Raw genomic sequence first — 15185 nt, forward strand, 5'->3', positions numbered from 1 at the left:
CATGCTCTACGAGAAAATCCGAACCCTGCCCATCGTGTCGCCGCACGGCCATACGGTGCCCGAATGGTTCTCAGAAAATCGCCGCTTCGAAGACCCGGCCGAGCTGTTGATCGTGCCGGATCATTACGTGTTCCGGATGTTGTATTCCCAGGGCGTGCCGCTCGAAGACCTTGGCATCGGTGTCGATCCGGCGCATCGCGATCCGCGCGCGATCTTTCGGCATCTGGCCGCGCGCTGGCACCTGTTCCTGGGCACCCCGTCACGCGGCTGGCTTGAACATACGTTGCGCGAGGTGTTCGGGATTGACGACCCGCTGGGGCTGGACACGGCGGATGCGATCTATGACCGGATCGACGCGGCGCTGGCACGGCCCGAATTCCGGCCGGTGGCGTTGCTCGAACGGTTCGGGATTGAGGTCCTGGCCACCACGGACGCCGCGCTGGATGACCTTGTGCCTCATGCCGCATTTGCCGCTGGTGGGCATGGCACGCGGCTTGTGCCCACCTTCCGCCCCGACGCGGTGCTTGATCCGCGTGCCGCCGGTTGGGGGACGTCGATGGCACGGCTGGGCGAGATCACCGGCGAGGATTGCACCACATTGTCCGGCTGGCGCGCGGCGCTGGCGGCACGCCGGGCGCATTTCATCGCGCATGGCGCCACCGCGACCGACCATGCCATCGAGCGGCTCGAGACCGAATGGCTTGGCGACACCACTGCGCAGGGTCTGTTGGATGCCTGCCTGTCCGGGCGCGCGGACGAGGCCGAAAAACGACGCCTTTACAATCATATGCTGATCGAAATGGCGCAGATGTCGGTCGAAGACGGGCTGGTCATGCAGCTTCACGCGGGATCGATGCGGGGCACCAATCGCCCGCTGACCGAACGGTTCGGCCCCGACAAGGGCGCGGATATTCCGCTGGCGCAGGATTGGGTGCGCGGGGCGGATGCCTTGCTCAACCGGGTGGGCAACAACCCTGCCGCCGCGATCATCGCCTTCACGCTGGATGAGAGTGTTTATAGCCGCGAACTGGCCCCGATGGCCGGGCACTGGCCCGCTCTGCGCATCGGCCCGCCCTGGTGGTTTCACGACAGCCCGAACGGCATCAGGCGGTATCTGGATGCGGTGGTCGAAACGGCGGGATACTGGAACCTCGCGGGCTTTAATGACGATACCCGTGCGCTGATGTCGATCCCGGCGCGGCACGACATGTGGCGGCGCGCGGTGGCGGCACATCTTGAAGATCAGGTCGCCGCCGGGGCATTCGGGATGCAGGACGCCGAACAGGTCGCCGAATGGCTGGCCGTCGGTGCGGCACGCGCGGGGTATCGCCTATGAACCGGATCGTCCATATCGGCACCGGCGCGTTCCACCGCGCGCATCAGGCCTGGTACGTGGCCCGGGCGGGCGGATGGCGTATTGACGGGGTGTCGCTGCGCTCGGCCGGGGTGCGCGATGCGATGGCGGCGGATGACTATGTCTATGCGCTTGAAATCGCGGATGCCTCGGGACGGCGGATCGAAACCCTCGACGTGATTGATGGCATCACCGTCGCCACCGAAGCACCTGCCACCGTCGCCGCCCTGATCGCGCGCCCTGAAACCGCGCTGGTCACGCTTACGGTGACCGAAAAGGGTTATCATCTGCGCCCTGACGGAACGTTGGATTTGGCCGCGATGGCGGATGATGTGGCCGCGCTGCGGGCCGGAACCGCGCCGGCGACAATGCCCGGCCATCTGCTGGCGGGATTGGCGAAACGCGAAGCGCCCCTGACGGTCATGAGCTGTGACAACCTGCCGGCCAATGGCCGGAAACTGCGCGCCGCCCTGCTCGCGCTGGCCGGTGAGGCCGGGATCGATCCGGACCGGGTGACGCGGCATCGTTTCCCATCGACCATGGTTGACCGGATCACGCCGGCGGTTGACGACGACCTGCGCAAACGTGTTACCGCCGCCGGCGCCCCGGCCCATGCCCCGGTTGCCACCGAAGCCTTTACCGAATGGGTCATCGAGGATGATTTCGCCGGGCCGATGCCCGACCTGGCCGCGGCCTCGGCGCAGATCGTGCAGGACGTGGCCCCGTTCGAACTGCGCAAGCTGCGGATGCTGAACGGCGCGCATTCAACGCTGGCCTATGCCGGGCTGAACAAGGGGCTGACCTATGTACACGAGGCGGTGGCGGATTCCGATCTGCGCGGCCTGGCGCGGGCGGTGATGGACGAGGCTGCCGAAACCCTGCCCGACGCGGTGCGCGGCGATGCACCGGCCTATGCGGATGCGTTGCTGCGCCGGTTCGAAAATCCGCATCTGGCGCATTCGCTGGCACAGATCGCGATGGATGGATCGCTCAAGCTGCCGATCCGTATCCTGGGTACGATGGATGAGCGGGCCGACAGCCCGGCCTGCGCCCGTGCGCTGCGCGAATGGGAAAGCTGGCTGGATCAGGAATTTGCCGCAGGGCGGGTTCCGGACGATCCCGCCGCAAAATCCCTGCGGGCCGGTCGGGCCAGCGGGCTGGCGGCGCGGGCATTGCTGGAGGGCAGAACATGAGGGCGACATGGCGTTGGTTCGGGCCGGTCGACGTGGTTTCCATCGACTGGATGATTCAGGCGGGCGCGCGGGGGGTTGTCACCGCCCTGCACCACATCCCGCCGGGCACCGTGTGGAGCGCGGCGGAGATCGCCAGACGCCAGCACGACGTAGCCCACAAGAGCGATGGCAGCCCGTCCGGGCTGAAATGGGAGGTGGTCGAGAGCCTGCCCGTCTCCGAGGATATCAAGACCGCAACCGGCGATTGGCGGGCGCATATCGAGGCGTGGAAAGCCAGCCTCGTGGCGCTGGCCGATGCGGGGCTGCGGGTGGTTTGCTATAATTTCATGCCGGTGCTGGACTGGACGCGCACCGACCTGGGATACCGCCTGTCGCATGGCGGCACGGCGATGCGGTTTGACGCCGCCGATTTCGCCGCCTTTGACATGTACGTGCTGAACCGGCCGGCGGCGAAAGAGGACACGCCCGAACCGTTGCAAGAGGCGGCAACCCGGCGGTTTGCGGACATGACCCAAGCGGATCGCGATCGCCTGGCGCGCAATCTGGTCAAGGGACTTCCCGGTGGTCAGCCGGGGATGACGCTGGAGGAAATGCGCGGGCACCTGTCGCGCTATGATGCGGTGCCGGATGCGCAATTGCGCCGGAACCTCGCAAACTTCCTCGCCGAAGTCGTGCCCACCGCCGAACGGCTGGGAATGCGGCTGTGCTGTCATCCCGATGATCCGCCATGGCCGCTTCTGGGCTTGCCGCGCGTGGTGTCGACCCTCGCGGATTACACACAGCTGACCGACGCGGTCGACAGCCCGGCGAATGGCGTGACCCTGTGTTCCGGCTCATTGGGCGCACGGGGCGACAATGATCTTGTGCAGATGATGCGGGAACTGGGGCCAAAGGTGCATTTCCTGCATCTGCGCAACGTCACGCGCGAAGACAAACTGGGCAGTTTCCACGAAGCAGAGCATCTGGGCGGTGACACCGACATGCCAGCACTTGTGGCGGCGGTTCTGGCCGAAGAGGCCCGCCGCCGGGCAGAGGGGCGCGAGGATGCCGCGATCCCGTTCCGCCCGGATCACGGGCAGGACATTCTCGATGATCTCGGGCGCGGCACCCAACCGGGTTATCCGGCCATTGGCCGGCTCAAGGGGCTGGCGGAACTCAATGGCGTGATCGCCGGACTGGAGGCGTCGAACCATGTCTGACCCTGTTGTTTCACTGGCTGTCATCGGCCTTGGCATGGCCTCCAAGCCCCACCTTGCGGCCTTGCGGCAACTGCAGGGCGGGGTGCGTATCGCCGGCCTGTTCACGCGCAATCCCGAACGATTGGCCGACCATGCCGCCGCGACCGGATGGCCGACCTATGACAGCGTGCAGGAGATTTGTGACGACGATACCGTGGACGGGGTGATCATCATCACACCGCCCAATGCGCGCAAGGCGTTGGTCGAACCGCTGGCGCGGGCGGGCAAGCATATCCTGATGGAAAAGCCGGTTGAGCGCGACCTTGCCCGCGCGCAAGAGCTGGTCACGATCTGCGATGCGGCGGGCGTGTCGCTGGGCATGGTGCTGCAACACCGGTTCCGGGCGGGCAGCCAGGCGCTGAGCGATCTGGTTCGCTCGGGCCGTCTGGGTCCGATCCGGGCGGTGCGGATGGCGTTGCCATGGTGGCGCGATCAATCCTATTACGACGCGCCGGGCCGGGGCAGCTATGAACAGGATGGCGGCGGCGTGCTGCTGACGCAGGCCATTCACGTGCTCGACCTGATGCTGAGCCTGACCGGTCCGGTGCGCGAGGTTCAGGCGCTGTGCGGGACCACTGCGTTTCACGAGATGGAGGCCGAGGATTTCGCCACGGCCGGGCTGGTGTTTGACACCGGCGCGCTTGGGTCCGTCGTCGCCACCACCGCCGCCTATCCGGGCAGCCGGGAATCGCTGGCGCTGGATGCGGCGAACGGATCCGCCGTGCTGACCGCCGGAGAACTGGTGGTGCATTGGCGCGATGGCACGCGGGAAACCGTTGGCGAACTGTCCTCGACCGGCGGCGGCAGCGATCCGATGGATTTCCCCTGTGACTGGCACCGCGACCTGATCGCCGATTTCGCGGACAGCATTCGCCAGAACCGGCCGCCCCGCATCACCGGTCACGAGGCGCTGGCGGTGCACAAGCTGATCGCGGCGATTGAAACCTCGGCCCGCCAGGGTCGCAAGATCGAGGTGCGGTCATGAACAGGCCGCCGATCAGGTTCGCGGCCCTCGGGCTCGATCACCGTCACATCTTTGGCATGGCGGCGGGGATGATCGAGGCCGGTGGCGAATTTGCCCGTTTCTGGACCGAGGGCGCGCCACAGCCCATGGCGGGGTTCAAAAAACGCTTTCCCGATGTGCCGCGCGCGGATGCGCTTGCAGAGGTGCTGGAAGACCAGAGCATCGATCTGGTCCTGATCGCCGCCCCGCCCGCCGATCGCGCCCGGCTGGCGATATCGGCAATGCAGCATGGCAAGGACGTGATGCTGGACAAGCCCGGATGCCTGACCCATGCGGAACTGACCGAGATCGAAACAACCATTGCGCTGACTGGCCGGATCTGGAGCGTCAATTTCTCTGAACGCTTCGAAGTGCCCGCCGTGACCGTCGCCGACCGGCTGCTTGCCGAGGGGCGCATCGGCAAGGTTGTACAAACCCTGAGCATGGCCCCCCATCGGCTGAACGCGCATATGCGGCCCGGCTGGTTCTGGACGCCCGAGACCTATGGTGGGATCATCGGCGACATTGGCACCCACCAGATCGACCAGTTCCTGCATTTCAGCGGGGCCAGGGATGCGCGTATCGCCCATGCGGCAGTGGGCAATTTCAACACGCCCGACCATCCGGGCTTTGAGGATTTCGGCGAAATCAACCTGGTGGCGGGCGAGGTGCAGGGCTATGCCCGGCTGGATTGGTACACGCCGGACGCCGCGCCGAACTGGGGCGATGGGCGGCTGACCATATTGGGCACCGAGGGCTATATCGAGCTGCGCAAGTATTTCGATGTCTGCGGCCAGCCGGGCACCGATCACGTGTTCCTGGTGAATGGCTCGGATTACCAGCGTTTTGACGCGGCGGATGCGGGGACACCCTATTTTCACCGGCTTGCCGACGACATTTGCAACCGGACCGAAACGGCCTGTTCCCAGGCCCATACAATCATGGTGATGCGCCTTGCGATGGATGCACAGGCCATGGCCGAACGCCGGGGGCGGCTGGCCCGTGGCGGGTGACGACAACTGCATTTTTACGACTTCATAAAGGGGAGGACATCATGAAAATTTCCAATGTACTGACCGGAGCGGCGGCGGCCCTTGTGCTGGCCACACCGGCCTTGGCTGAATGGCCCGAGAAACCCATCCAGCTGATCGTGCCCTGGGGGGCTGGCGGGGCAACCGACCAGGTGACACGGGTCGTCGCCGAAGAGCTCAAGGGGCCGCTGGGGCAGAATGTCGTCGTGGTCAACCAGCCCGGCGCATCCGGTTCCATCGGGTCGCAGGCGGCGTGGGACGCGCCCCATGACGGCTATACCTGGACCGCCGGGGCGGCCAAGGATCTGGGCACATATGCGGTGACCGGCAAGATGGATACCGCCATCGAAAACTGGGATCTCTACCTCAACTCGGCGCTGGCCAGCGTCATCAGCGTGCCGGCGAATTCCGAGGTCGATGACATCGACGGATTTGTCGCGGCGCTCAAGGCGGGCGGGATGCGGGTTGGCACATCGGGCGTGAACTCGGCAGGCCACTCGACCATCGAGAGCCTCGCGGGTGCGGTTGGCGGCTCGTATGTTCATGCGTCTTATGACGGGGGCGCGGCGGCGGTGCTGTCGACGGTGTCGGGTGAAACCGACGCCACGACCCAGCTGATCTCGGAGCAGATCGACATGCTGCGCGCGGGTCAGCTCAAACCCATCGCGATCATCGCCGAGGCGGATGTCGAGGTGCCCGGCGTCGGCACCATCCCGAGTATCTCGGGCGCGCTGCCCGACCTGCCCGTCGCACCGATCTATTTCGGGATCTTCATGCCCGCCGACGTGCCGCAAGAGGTCAAGGACAAGATGCAGGCGGCCTGGAGCGATGCAATCGCCGGTTCGGCCGCGCTCGCGGAATATACCGAGGGGCGCGGGTCGTTGATGACGGTTCATTCCGGGGCCGATGCGCAGGACCGGGTGCGCCCGTCGATCCAGGCAAATGCCTGGCTGTTGCATGACAGCGGTCAATCGGCGGTCAGCCCCGAAACCCTTGGCATCGCGCGTCCCTGACGCATGTCAGCCGGGTGGCCATGGCGATGCCGTGGCCACCCCTTGCAACGCAGGGGATGGAGTAACGTGGCGTGAGCGATCGCAAACTTGACCGGATCAGCGGCTGGGTCTTCGTCGTGCTTGGCCTGCTGGTAAGCTGGGGCGCATGGCGGATGCCCCGTTTTCACGATCGGGGCGCGTCGATTTTCGAGGCTCCGGGGCTGACGCCCGGCGTGCTGGGCCTGTTTCTTGCCCTGTGCGGGCTGGTTCTGGCGTTGCGCCGGGGGGCCGAGGCTCAGGCGCGGAGCGGCTATTGGGATGCAATTGCCGGCAATCCGGCAAACCGCCGCCGCTGCCTCGCCGCGCTTGGCCTGACGCTGGGCTATGGGGCGGGCCTGTTCGGGCGGGTGCCGTTTGCTGTGGCGACCACGATCTTCCTGTTCCTGTTCATCCTGACCTTCGAACGCCTTCTGCCGCCAACGGATATCGACGACCGGCAACCCACCTGGCGCGTGCTGGCCATTGCCGCCTTGATCGCGGTGGGGTTCAGCCTTGCGATCCATTGGGTCTTTGTCAGGATTTTCCTGGTTCAACTACCGTGAGGGCCCCGTGACCAACCTGCCCGTACTGCTTGACGCGTTCCAATCCGCGCTGTCGCCGCAATACCTGTTCATCACCCTCTGGGCGACGCTTCTGGGGGTGGTGATCGGCATGATGCCGGGCCTGACCGCGACCATGGGGCTGGCGCTGTTGACCACCCTGACCTTTCAGATGGAGAGCGGCCCGGCGATCACCGCGCTGTTGGGCATGTATGTCGGATCGATCTATGGCGGCAGCCGCACGGCGATCATTCTCAACATGCCGGGCACACCCGCCAGCGCGGCAACCACGCTGGACGGTCATCCGCTGGCCCGGCAATCGCGCGCCAGCGAGGCTTTGGGGCTGGCAACCGTGGGCTCGATGGTGGGCACGCTGCTGGGGGTGCTGCTGCTGGCGCTGACGGCACCGGTTCTGGCCAGCTATGCGCTGAAATTCGGGTCTTACGAATATTTCTGGCTCGCGCTGTTCGGGGTGGTCATTTCCGGGCGGCTGACGGCGGCAGCGGATCCGCTCAAGGGGTGGATCGCCGGGTGCCTCGGCCTGATCATCGCCATGATCGGGCAGGAACAGGTTTTTGCCTATGCCCGCTATTCCTTTGGCATCCAGGATCTCACCGGCGGCATCAGCCTGATCCCCGCCATGGTCGGTGCCTTTGGGCTGGTCGAGATATTGTCGAATATCTCCAGCCGGGCGACGCCAAAGCTCTCGGAAACCAGCGGCCGGGTGCTGCCCGGTCTGGCCGACATGAAACGCTATTCGCCCACCATGGCGCGCTCGGGCATTGCCGGAACGCTGATGGGCCTGATCCCCGGTGTCGGAGAAGATATCGGCGCCTGGGTGTCCTATGCCATCGCCAAGCGGTTCAGCCGCGAGAAACACCTGTTCGGCAAGGGCTCCAAGGATGGTCTGCTCGCCGCCGAAACCGGCAATTCGGCCGCCGTGCCGGGGGCGATCATCCCGGTTCTGACCCTCGGCATTCCCGGTTCGGCCCCGTCGGCGGTTCTGTTGGCGGCGATCATCATTCACGGGGTCAGACCCGGCCCGCTGATCATGATCCAGAGTGCGGATATCGTGTATGGCGTGGTCGCCGCGATTGTGTTTTCCGCGCTTGCCATCACCGCCTATGGCGTGTTGCTGACCAAGCCCCTGCTGCTGGTGCTGCGCATCCCGCGCGAACGGCTGCTGCCGGCGATCTTCGTGCTCTGCGTCGTCGGTGCCTTTGCCATCGCGGCGCGGCCCTTTGACGTGCTGGTGATGCTGCTGTTTGGGGTTGTCGGGCTGGTGCTCAGGCAGATGGACTATCCCATGGCCCCGCTGGTGCTCGGTCTCGTGCTCGGGGATATTCTCGACAAGAGCCTGCGGCGCGGGCTGATCCTGTCGGAAGGCTCGCTTGAACCGTTCTTCCTGCGCCCGGTCAGTGGCGCGCTGGCGCTGGCGACGCTGGTTGTGATCCTCGCCATGCTGGCCCCGACCATCGCACGCGCCCTGCGCCGGGGCCGATCTTCGCCCGTGGACTAGTCACGCGCCCCGCACAGGGCCGACGCGGCGTCGAAATCGGCGGCCAGCCTGATCTCGCGCAGCGGTTTTACCCGGCGGATCGATTCGGCATACAGGTCATGCGCCTTGTAAGCCGCCAGCGCCGCGTCGTCGGCGAATTCGCCATAGACCACCACATCCACCTCCTTGCTGCTCGGGTCGGACTTGCGATTGACCCCGATTTCAAGCCGGTCTGAATGGGGAATCCCGGTCAGAATGCCCAGGCCCTCGCGGACGGTTTCAAGGTCGCCGTCATGGCGCAGGGTGAAGAACACGATATGGCGGATCATGGCAGGGGTCCGGTCAGACAGGGAAAGCCCGCGCACAGTACATGGCTGGCGCGGGGCTTCAACCGCATCCGCGGCTTGTGCGACACTTGCGACATGCGGGGCCGGCATCATCCGGGCGGTGGATGATGCCGAGCCGCCTTAGAAATGCACCGACAGGGTGTCGAACGGCTTTTGCACCGGGGGGGCAAACTTGGTCAGGTCGATGCCCTGCACGGCGGTCTTGTACTCATCCAGCGTGGGCGTGCGGCCCAGGATCGCGGACAGAACAACCACCGGCGTCGAAGCCAGCAGGGATTCCCCTGCCTTGTCGGCGGCATCCTCGACAACCCGGCCCTTGAACAGGCGAGTGGACGTGGCGAGCACCGTATCGCCCTTGGCCGCCTTTTCCTGGTTGCCCATGCAGAGGTTGCAGCCGGGACGTTCGAGATAGAGGATGTTCTCGTACTCGGTACGCGCGGTGACCTTGGGGGCGCTGTCGTCGAACTCAAAGCCCGAGTATTTCTGCAGCACCTCCCAGTCGCCCTCTTCCTTGAGCTCGTCGATGATGTTGTAGGTCGGGGCCGCAACCACCAGCGGGGCCTTGAACTCAATCTTTTCGCCGGCCGCTTCCAGGTTGCGCAGCATCTGCGCGACGATCTTCACGTCGCCCTTGTGCACCATGCACGAGCCGACAAAGCCCAGGTCCACTTTCTTTTCCGCGTTATAGTACGAAATCGGCCGGATGGTGTCGTGGGTATAACGCTTGGACACATCGGCGTTCTTGACGTCCGGGTCGGCGATCATCGGCTCGACGATGGCATCCAGGTCGACCACCACCTCGGCGAAATACCTGGCGTTGTCATCCGGTGTCAGCGCCGGTTTCTCGCCCGATTTGATCTCGGAAATGCGCGCATCCGCGATGCCGATCAGCTTGGCGAGCATGCCGTTTTCATGCTCCATGCCCTTGTCGATCATGATCTGGATCCGGTGCTTGGCCAGCTCCAGAGACTTGACCAGCGTTTCGTCGTTCGAGATGCAGATCGAGGCCTTGGCCTTCATCTCGGCCGTCCAGTCGGTAAAGGTGAACGCCTGGTCCGCCAGCAACGTACCGATATGCACTTCGATGATCCGGCCCTGGAACACGTTGTCGCCATGCTGCTGCAACATCTGTTGTTGTGTTGCATGAACAACGTCCCGGAAGTCCATGTGATCGGCCATTTTTCCCTTGAACGTCACCTTGACGGATTCGGGGATCGGCATCGACGCTTCGCCGGTGGCCAGCGCCAGCGCAACGGTGCCCGAGTCGGCGCCAAAGGCCACGCCCTTGGACATCCGCGTATGGCTGTCGCCGCCGATGATGATGGCGCGGTCGTCCACGGTGATGTCGTTCAGCACCTTGTGGATCACGTCGGTCATCGCGTGGTACTGGCCCTTTGGGTCGCGCCCGGTGACAAGGCCGAACTTGTTCATGAACGCCATCAGCTTGGGCGTGTTGGCCTGTGCCTTGGCGTCCCAGACCGAAGCGGTGTGACAGCCCGACTGATACGCGCCGTCAACCACGGGCGACAGGATGGTGGCGGCCATGGCCTCGAGTTCCTGCGCGGTCATCGGACCGGTGGTGTCCTGCGAACCGACGATGTTGACCTTGACCCGCACGTCCGATCCGGCGTGCAACACCTTGCCCGGTGTCGCACCCAGGGCATTGGCGTTAAAGATCTTTTCAACCGCGGTCAGGCCCTGATCGTCATGCGATACTTCCTTGGAGGGTGCAAAGACCGGCGTGGGTTCGACCCCGAGGATCCCGGCGGCAACGGTTTGCAGCTTTTTGCCAAAGACAATGGCATAAGAGCCACCGGCCTTCATGAACTCCATCTTTTGCGGTGTGAAGGACGCCGACATGTCAACCAGCTCTTCGCCGGTCTCGCTGTAGAGTTTCTTTTGCTTGGTGTTGATCTTGAGAACCGTGCCGGTTTCGACCGAGTATCTCTGTTCCAGGATCGGGTTGCCATCATTGTTCAGGATCGGCTTGCCGTCTTCGTCAAGCTTCTTGACCCAGTTCCTGAGATCGACACCGATCCCGCCGGTGACGCCCACGGTGGTCAGGAAGATCGGGGAAATCCCGTTGGTGCCCGCGACAACCGGCGCGATGTTGACAAAGGGCACATAGGGCGATGCCTGTTTGCCGGTCCACAGCGCCACGTTGTTCACGCCCGACATGCGGCTAGACCCCACGCCCATCGTGCCTTTTTCGGCGATCAGCATCACCCGCTTGCCGGGATGTTGCAGCTTGAGCTCTTCGATATGTTTCTGCGCCGCCTCGTCGATCATGCATTTGCCATGCAGTTCGCGGTCGGATCGCGAATGCGCCTGGTTGCCGGGCGACAGCAGGTCGGTCGAAATGTCGCCTTCAGCGGCGATAAAGGTCACGACCTCGATCTCTTCGTCCACTTCGGGCAGCGTGGTAAAGAACTCGGCCTTGGCATAGCTTTGCAGGATGTCGCGGGCGATGACGCTGCCACCTTCATATGCGGCCTTCAGGCGGTCGGTGTCGGCCTCGTAGAGGAACACCTGTGTCTTCAGGACCTCGGCGGCCTGCCCGGCAATCGCGGCATCGTCACCCAGGGCAAGGTCCAGCAGAACCTCGACCGACGGCCCGCCCTTCATATGCGACAGCAGTTCCAGCGCAAAGCCGGGCGTGATCTCGTCAACCTGCGCCTCGCCCAGAACGATTTCCTTGAGGAACGCCGCCTTGACGCCCGCGGCACTGGTGGTGCCCGGCAGCGTGTTGTAGATGAAGAAATTCAGCGCCTCGTCGCGATGCGGGTGATCGGCGGTCCGGATGATCGAGATGATATCGGCGGTCAGCGCCGCGTCGTCGATGGGCTTGGGGCTCAGGCCCTGCGCCTTGCGTGTTTCGATCTCGGTGCGGTATTCGGTATAGAGGTCCATGGGGTTTCTCCTAGGCGCAGATGAATACTGAAATGCGAATACCGATCTTGCCCGATGAATCGGGGACTCGGTTCGCCTCGTTTGTATACCGCAGTATACAAACCGGCCGCGCGCTACAAGCCCATTCAGAGCGACCAGATGTCTCAGGCGCGGGTTTTCCGCCCCGGCCGTGGCGAGGGGCGCGCTCGGTTCGGCGGCGATTCAAAGTGTGTCGAGCGTCGCGCGGGCCCCTGGCATCCGGGCAAGGCTGGCCGCGATGCGCTTGCGCCAGGCGGGGCCCTTTTCGCGCGCTTCGTCATAGGCATCGGCCAGCTCGACCGGTCGCTCCCGCGCCAGCGCATCGATCAGAAAGGCAGCCTGTGCCCGGTCCTTGCCCGATTTCGCCGAATCCGGCCCGTCGCGCCGGCGATCCGCCACGATCAGCTTGTGAATCGCGAACCGCTCCGGGCGCGGCACCTGTACGAGCGCGCCGTAGCGATAGAGAAACGGAACCTGCAACGGCTCGGCGATCAGGTAGTTCAGGTGATGCAGGCTCTGCGCACTGACACCCAGGGCGGGCAATTCGCGCAGCCCTTCCTGATCGTCGAACGAGGGCGTCAGGAATTCGACCATCGTTTGCCGGTCGGTCTGCCGCCACCGCCAGACATGCCGCCGGTCGAGCGCCGGAACGGGTTCGAATTTGAGATCGCCGAACACCTCGCCCAGCGGTGTCTCGACGCGGTCATCAATCACGAGCGACAGGCGTTCGAAGCTCGCGATGTCGATGTCGTCGGTCTGGGCCGCCGCATCGAAACCGATCCTGACCCCCAATTCGCCCTCGTAGCACAGAAAGGCATTTGTCCCCACCAGCGTACCGCCCAGCCGGAACACCCCGGTGCGGGCCATGGCCGAGACGATCTGACCGGTATTGATATCCGCCGTGCGCACCCCTTCGGCGCGCAGGATCCGCATCAGCCGGGCGCGTTCCTTTTCGCGCGCGCGGTCCTGCCCGGCAAGGTCCCTGTGGCGTTGCAGGCGGTGGCGCAACTCGGGGCTGTCCTCGCCGATATAGCGGTCGATGGTCTGGCTCCCAAGGCGGTAGTGATCGTACCAATATGTTCTGGCACCAACCTGTTTGCGTTTGGGCGTGCCGATCAAGCCCGAGACCGCGCCGTCCTTGAGGTTGCGCAACAGGTCGATCCAGGCGCTGCGGGCCACCGCGCTGAGGTTTTGCATGAGACCTACCCCACAATAATTTTCCTGTGGGGTAACATAGCAGGGGCGAACCTACCCCACAACAAAATTACCGTGGTGCATGCTGACGGGGCCGCCAAGCGTTCCCGTGGGGGGCAATTTGATGTTATGCGGTCAGGGGCGCGGTGTGGCCGCGCCGAGAACCACGGCTTGAACGGGATCCGGGCGCATGGACAAGCTATCCGTCATGCAGGCGTTTCGTCGCATCGTAGACCGCGGCAGCTTTACCCGCGCCGCCGAAGACCTGGGGGTGTCACCGGCGCTGCTCAGCCGCGAGATCAAGCTGCTGGAAGAGAGCCTCGGCAGCACCCTGCTGATCCGGACCACGCGCGCCATGTCGCTGACCGATGCCGGGCGGGTCTATTACGACGAGGCCGCCGGTATCCTGGACGCGGTAAACGGCGTCGAGACCCGGATTCGCGCCGGCGCGGGCGCGGTGCGCGGGCATCTCAAGGTCAACGCATCCAGCTCTTTCGGCCAAACGGTCATTGCCCCGATGCTGCCGGCGTTTCTTGAAACCCATCCGGATATCCGGCTCAGCCTGTCGCTGGATGACCGGGTGGTCGATATGGTCGAGGGCGGGTTCGATGTGTCGATCCGCATTCGGGCGGCGATGCCGGATTCGGCGTTGCTGGCGCGCAAGCTGGGCACGATGCGGCAACGTATCTATGCCGCGCCCGCCTATCTGGACCGCGCCGGCACGCCCGAGACCCCGGCCGATATCGCACCGCACCGGGTGATCGGTTTCCTGCTTGCCGATCACCTCGCCACCTGGTCGCTGCGCAATGGTACCGACAGCGTGTCCCTCGATCTCGACCCGCCGATCCGTGTCGGCAACAGCCTCGTGCTGCGCGATCTGCTGATCTCGGGAATGGGCATCGGCACCTTGCCCGGATTCGTTTCGGACTCCCCGGTGGCGCGCGGCGATCTGGTCCGGGTGCTGCCCGACTGGGAATTGCCCGCCCCCGAGATTTTCGCCCTGACGGCCTCGCGGCTGGGTATGGATGCCAAGGTCACGGCCTTTCTGACCGCGCTGCGCCGGGCGCTCGCGGCCTGACATTCTTCAACCGGCGTAAAGAGTGAAGTGACACCCCGGCGGTTATTCCGCCGCGCGGTCCGCGCCATGTTCCCGGGCAATGAAACCCATAGCCCGAGAGGTTGCCATGACCCGAATTCTTGTTCTCTACTATTCCAGCTATGGCCACGTGCGCGCCCTGGCGCAGGCCGAGGCCGAAGGCGCGCGCAGCGTTGCCGGAACCCAGGTCGATCTGCGGCGTGTTCCCGAAACCGTGCCCGACGACATCCGGGCCAGGGCCGGGTTCCTTGCCGATGACACGCCGGTGGCAACACCGGCCGATCTCGAACGGTACGACGCGATCATCCTTGGCACCCCGACCCTGTTCGGCATGATGGCGGGCCAGATGAAATCGTTCCTGGACCAGGCGGGCGGGCTCTGGGCGCGCAACGCGCTGGTTGGCAAGGTGGCGGCGGTCTTTGCCTCGACCGGGTCGCAACACGGGGGCCATGAGGCGACGCTGCTGACCACGCAGGTCCCGTTGCAGCATTTCGGAATGCTGATCGTGGGCATGCCCTATACCTTTGCCGGCCAGAAAACCGCCGGTGAAATCGTTGGCGGCGCGCCCTATGGGGCCGGGACCATCGCCGGGGCCGACGGATCGCGCCTGCCCAATGCCACCGAACTGTCGGGCGCGCGTTTCCAGGGCGCGCATGTGGCCGGGATTGCCGCACGTCTTGCCGCCGCCCCGGTGCAAGAGCGTGCCGCCTGA

Annotated in this window: 13 protein-coding genes; 10 read left to right on the forward strand and 3 right to left on the reverse strand. The window is 64.9% G+C overall.

The genetic code is table 11. The features are described from left to right. Position 1: 1 nt before the first annotated feature. The 8 genes from uxaC to ACP15R_RS14280 all read left to right on the forward strand — a co-directional run bounded on the left by uxaC (position 2) and on the right by ACP15R_RS14280 (position 8929). Positions 2-1336 (forward strand): glucuronate isomerase, encoded by a 1335-nt coding sequence (gene uxaC, locus ACP15R_RS14245; protein WP_424987094.1) that lies wholly within the window; start codon positions 2-4, stop codon positions 1334-1336. Next, positions 1333-2547 (forward strand): hypothetical protein, encoded by a 1215-nt coding sequence (locus ACP15R_RS14250; RefSeq protein ID WP_424987095.1) that lies wholly within the window; start codon positions 1333-1335, stop codon positions 2545-2547. Before uxaC ends, ACP15R_RS14250 begins: the two co-directional genes overlap by 4 nt. Next, positions 2544-3746, forward strand: coding sequence for a mannonate dehydratase (gene uxuA / locus ACP15R_RS14255; RefSeq protein WP_424987096.1), 1203 nt, complete (start codon positions 2544-2546; stop codon positions 3744-3746). The genes ACP15R_RS14250 and uxuA overlap by 4 nt, the downstream gene beginning before the upstream one ends. Beyond that, positions 3739-4770: a Gfo/Idh/MocA family protein gene (locus ACP15R_RS14260; protein WP_424987097.1), complete on the forward strand. Its 1032-nt coding sequence runs from the start codon at positions 3739-3741 to the stop codon at positions 4768-4770. The genes uxuA and ACP15R_RS14260 overlap by 8 nt, the downstream gene beginning before the upstream one ends. Next, on the forward strand, positions 4767-5801 hold the full coding sequence (locus ACP15R_RS14265) for a Gfo/Idh/MocA family protein (RefSeq protein WP_424987098.1): 1035 nt from the start codon (positions 4767-4769) through the stop codon (positions 5799-5801). The genes ACP15R_RS14260 and ACP15R_RS14265 overlap by 4 nt, the downstream gene beginning before the upstream one ends. 41 nt (positions 5802-5842) lie before the next feature. Beyond that, on the forward strand, positions 5843-6832 hold the full coding sequence (locus tag ACP15R_RS14270) for a Bug family tripartite tricarboxylate transporter substrate binding protein (protein WP_424987099.1): 990 nt from the start codon (positions 5843-5845) through the stop codon (positions 6830-6832). A 71-nt stretch (positions 6833-6903) separates the two neighbouring features. Next, positions 6904-7413, forward strand: coding sequence for a tripartite tricarboxylate transporter TctB family protein (locus ACP15R_RS14275; protein WP_424987100.1), 510 nt, complete (start codon positions 6904-6906; stop codon positions 7411-7413). 7 nt (positions 7414-7420) lie between these two features. Further along, positions 7421-8929: a tripartite tricarboxylate transporter permease gene (locus tag ACP15R_RS14280; protein ID WP_424987101.1), complete on the forward strand. Its 1509-nt coding sequence runs from the start codon at positions 7421-7423 to the stop codon at positions 8927-8929. On the opposite strand, the gene ACP15R_RS14285 is transcribed toward ACP15R_RS14280, so the two are convergent. From ACP15R_RS14285 to ACP15R_RS14295, 3 genes are all read right to left on the reverse strand, one after another. Beyond that, entirely contained in the window at positions 8926-9237 is a 312-nt protein-coding gene (locus ACP15R_RS14285) for a Dabb family protein (RefSeq protein WP_424987102.1), read from the reverse strand. The genes ACP15R_RS14280 and ACP15R_RS14285 overlap by 4 nt on opposite strands. Positions 9238-9375: 138 nt before the next feature. Beyond that, positions 9376-12165 (reverse strand): bifunctional aconitate hydratase 2/2-methylisocitrate dehydratase, encoded by a 2790-nt coding sequence (locus ACP15R_RS14290; RefSeq protein WP_424987103.1) that lies wholly within the window; start codon positions 12163-12165, stop codon positions 9376-9378. Positions 12166-12366: 201 nt separating this feature from the next. Continuing rightward, positions 12367-13380 carry a nucleotidyltransferase family protein gene (locus ACP15R_RS14295; RefSeq protein ID WP_424987104.1) on the reverse strand — a complete coding sequence of 338 codons (1014 nt, stop codon included), beginning with the start codon at positions 13378-13380 and terminating at the stop codon, positions 12367-12369. A gap of 187 nt (positions 13381-13567) precedes the next feature. On the opposite strand from ACP15R_RS14295, the gene ACP15R_RS14300 reads away from it, so the two are divergent. Both ACP15R_RS14300 and wrbA read left to right on the forward strand, forming a co-directional pair. Then, on the forward strand, positions 13568-14455 hold the full coding sequence (locus ACP15R_RS14300; protein WP_424987105.1) for a LysR family transcriptional regulator: 888 nt from the start codon (positions 13568-13570) through the stop codon (positions 14453-14455). A gap of 106 nt (positions 14456-14561) precedes the next feature. Continuing rightward, on the forward strand, positions 14562-15185 hold the full coding sequence (gene wrbA, locus ACP15R_RS14305) for an NAD(P)H:quinone oxidoreductase (protein WP_424987106.1): 624 nt from the start codon (positions 14562-14564) through the stop codon (positions 15183-15185).

The organism is Microbulbifer sp. S227A (assembly GCF_049800935.1).

What these genes read in the sequence shown, in the direction of transcription:
- ACP15R_RS14285 (WP_424987102.1), bottom strand. Translation starts at nt 9,237, where the DNA reads ATGATCCGCCATATCGTGTTCTTCACCCTGCGCCATGACGGCGACCTT.
- uxaC (WP_424987094.1), top strand. Translation starts at nt 2, where the DNA reads ATGCTCTACGAGAAAATCCGAACCCTGCCCATCGTGTCGCCGCACGGC.
- ACP15R_RS14270 (WP_424987099.1), top strand. Translation starts at nt 5,843, where the DNA reads ATGAAAATTTCCAATGTACTGACCGGAGCGGCGGCGGCCCTTGTGCTG.
- uxuA (WP_424987096.1), top strand. Translation starts at nt 2,544, where the DNA reads ATGAGGGCGACATGGCGTTGGTTCGGGCCGGTCGACGTGGTTTCCATC.
- ACP15R_RS14300 (WP_424987105.1), top strand. Translation starts at nt 13,568, where the DNA reads ATGGACAAGCTATCCGTCATGCAGGCGTTTCGTCGCATCGTAGACCGC.
- wrbA (WP_424987106.1), top strand. Translation starts at nt 14,562, where the DNA reads ATGACCCGAATTCTTGTTCTCTACTATTCCAGCTATGGCCACGTGCGC.
- ACP15R_RS14250 (WP_424987095.1), top strand. Translation starts at nt 1,333, where the DNA reads ATGAACCGGATCGTCCATATCGGCACCGGCGCGTTCCACCGCGCGCAT.
- ACP15R_RS14295 (WP_424987104.1), bottom strand. Translation starts at nt 13,380, where the DNA reads ATGCAAAACCTCAGCGCGGTGGCCCGCAGCGCCTGGATCGACCTGTTG.
- ACP15R_RS14265 (WP_424987098.1), top strand. Translation starts at nt 4,767, where the DNA reads ATGAACAGGCCGCCGATCAGGTTCGCGGCCCTCGGGCTCGATCACCGT.
- ACP15R_RS14290 (WP_424987103.1), bottom strand. Translation starts at nt 12,165, where the DNA reads ATGGACCTCTATACCGAATACCGCACCGAGATCGAAACACGCAAGGCG.
- ACP15R_RS14260 (WP_424987097.1), top strand. Translation starts at nt 3,739, where the DNA reads ATGTCTGACCCTGTTGTTTCACTGGCTGTCATCGGCCTTGGCATGGCC.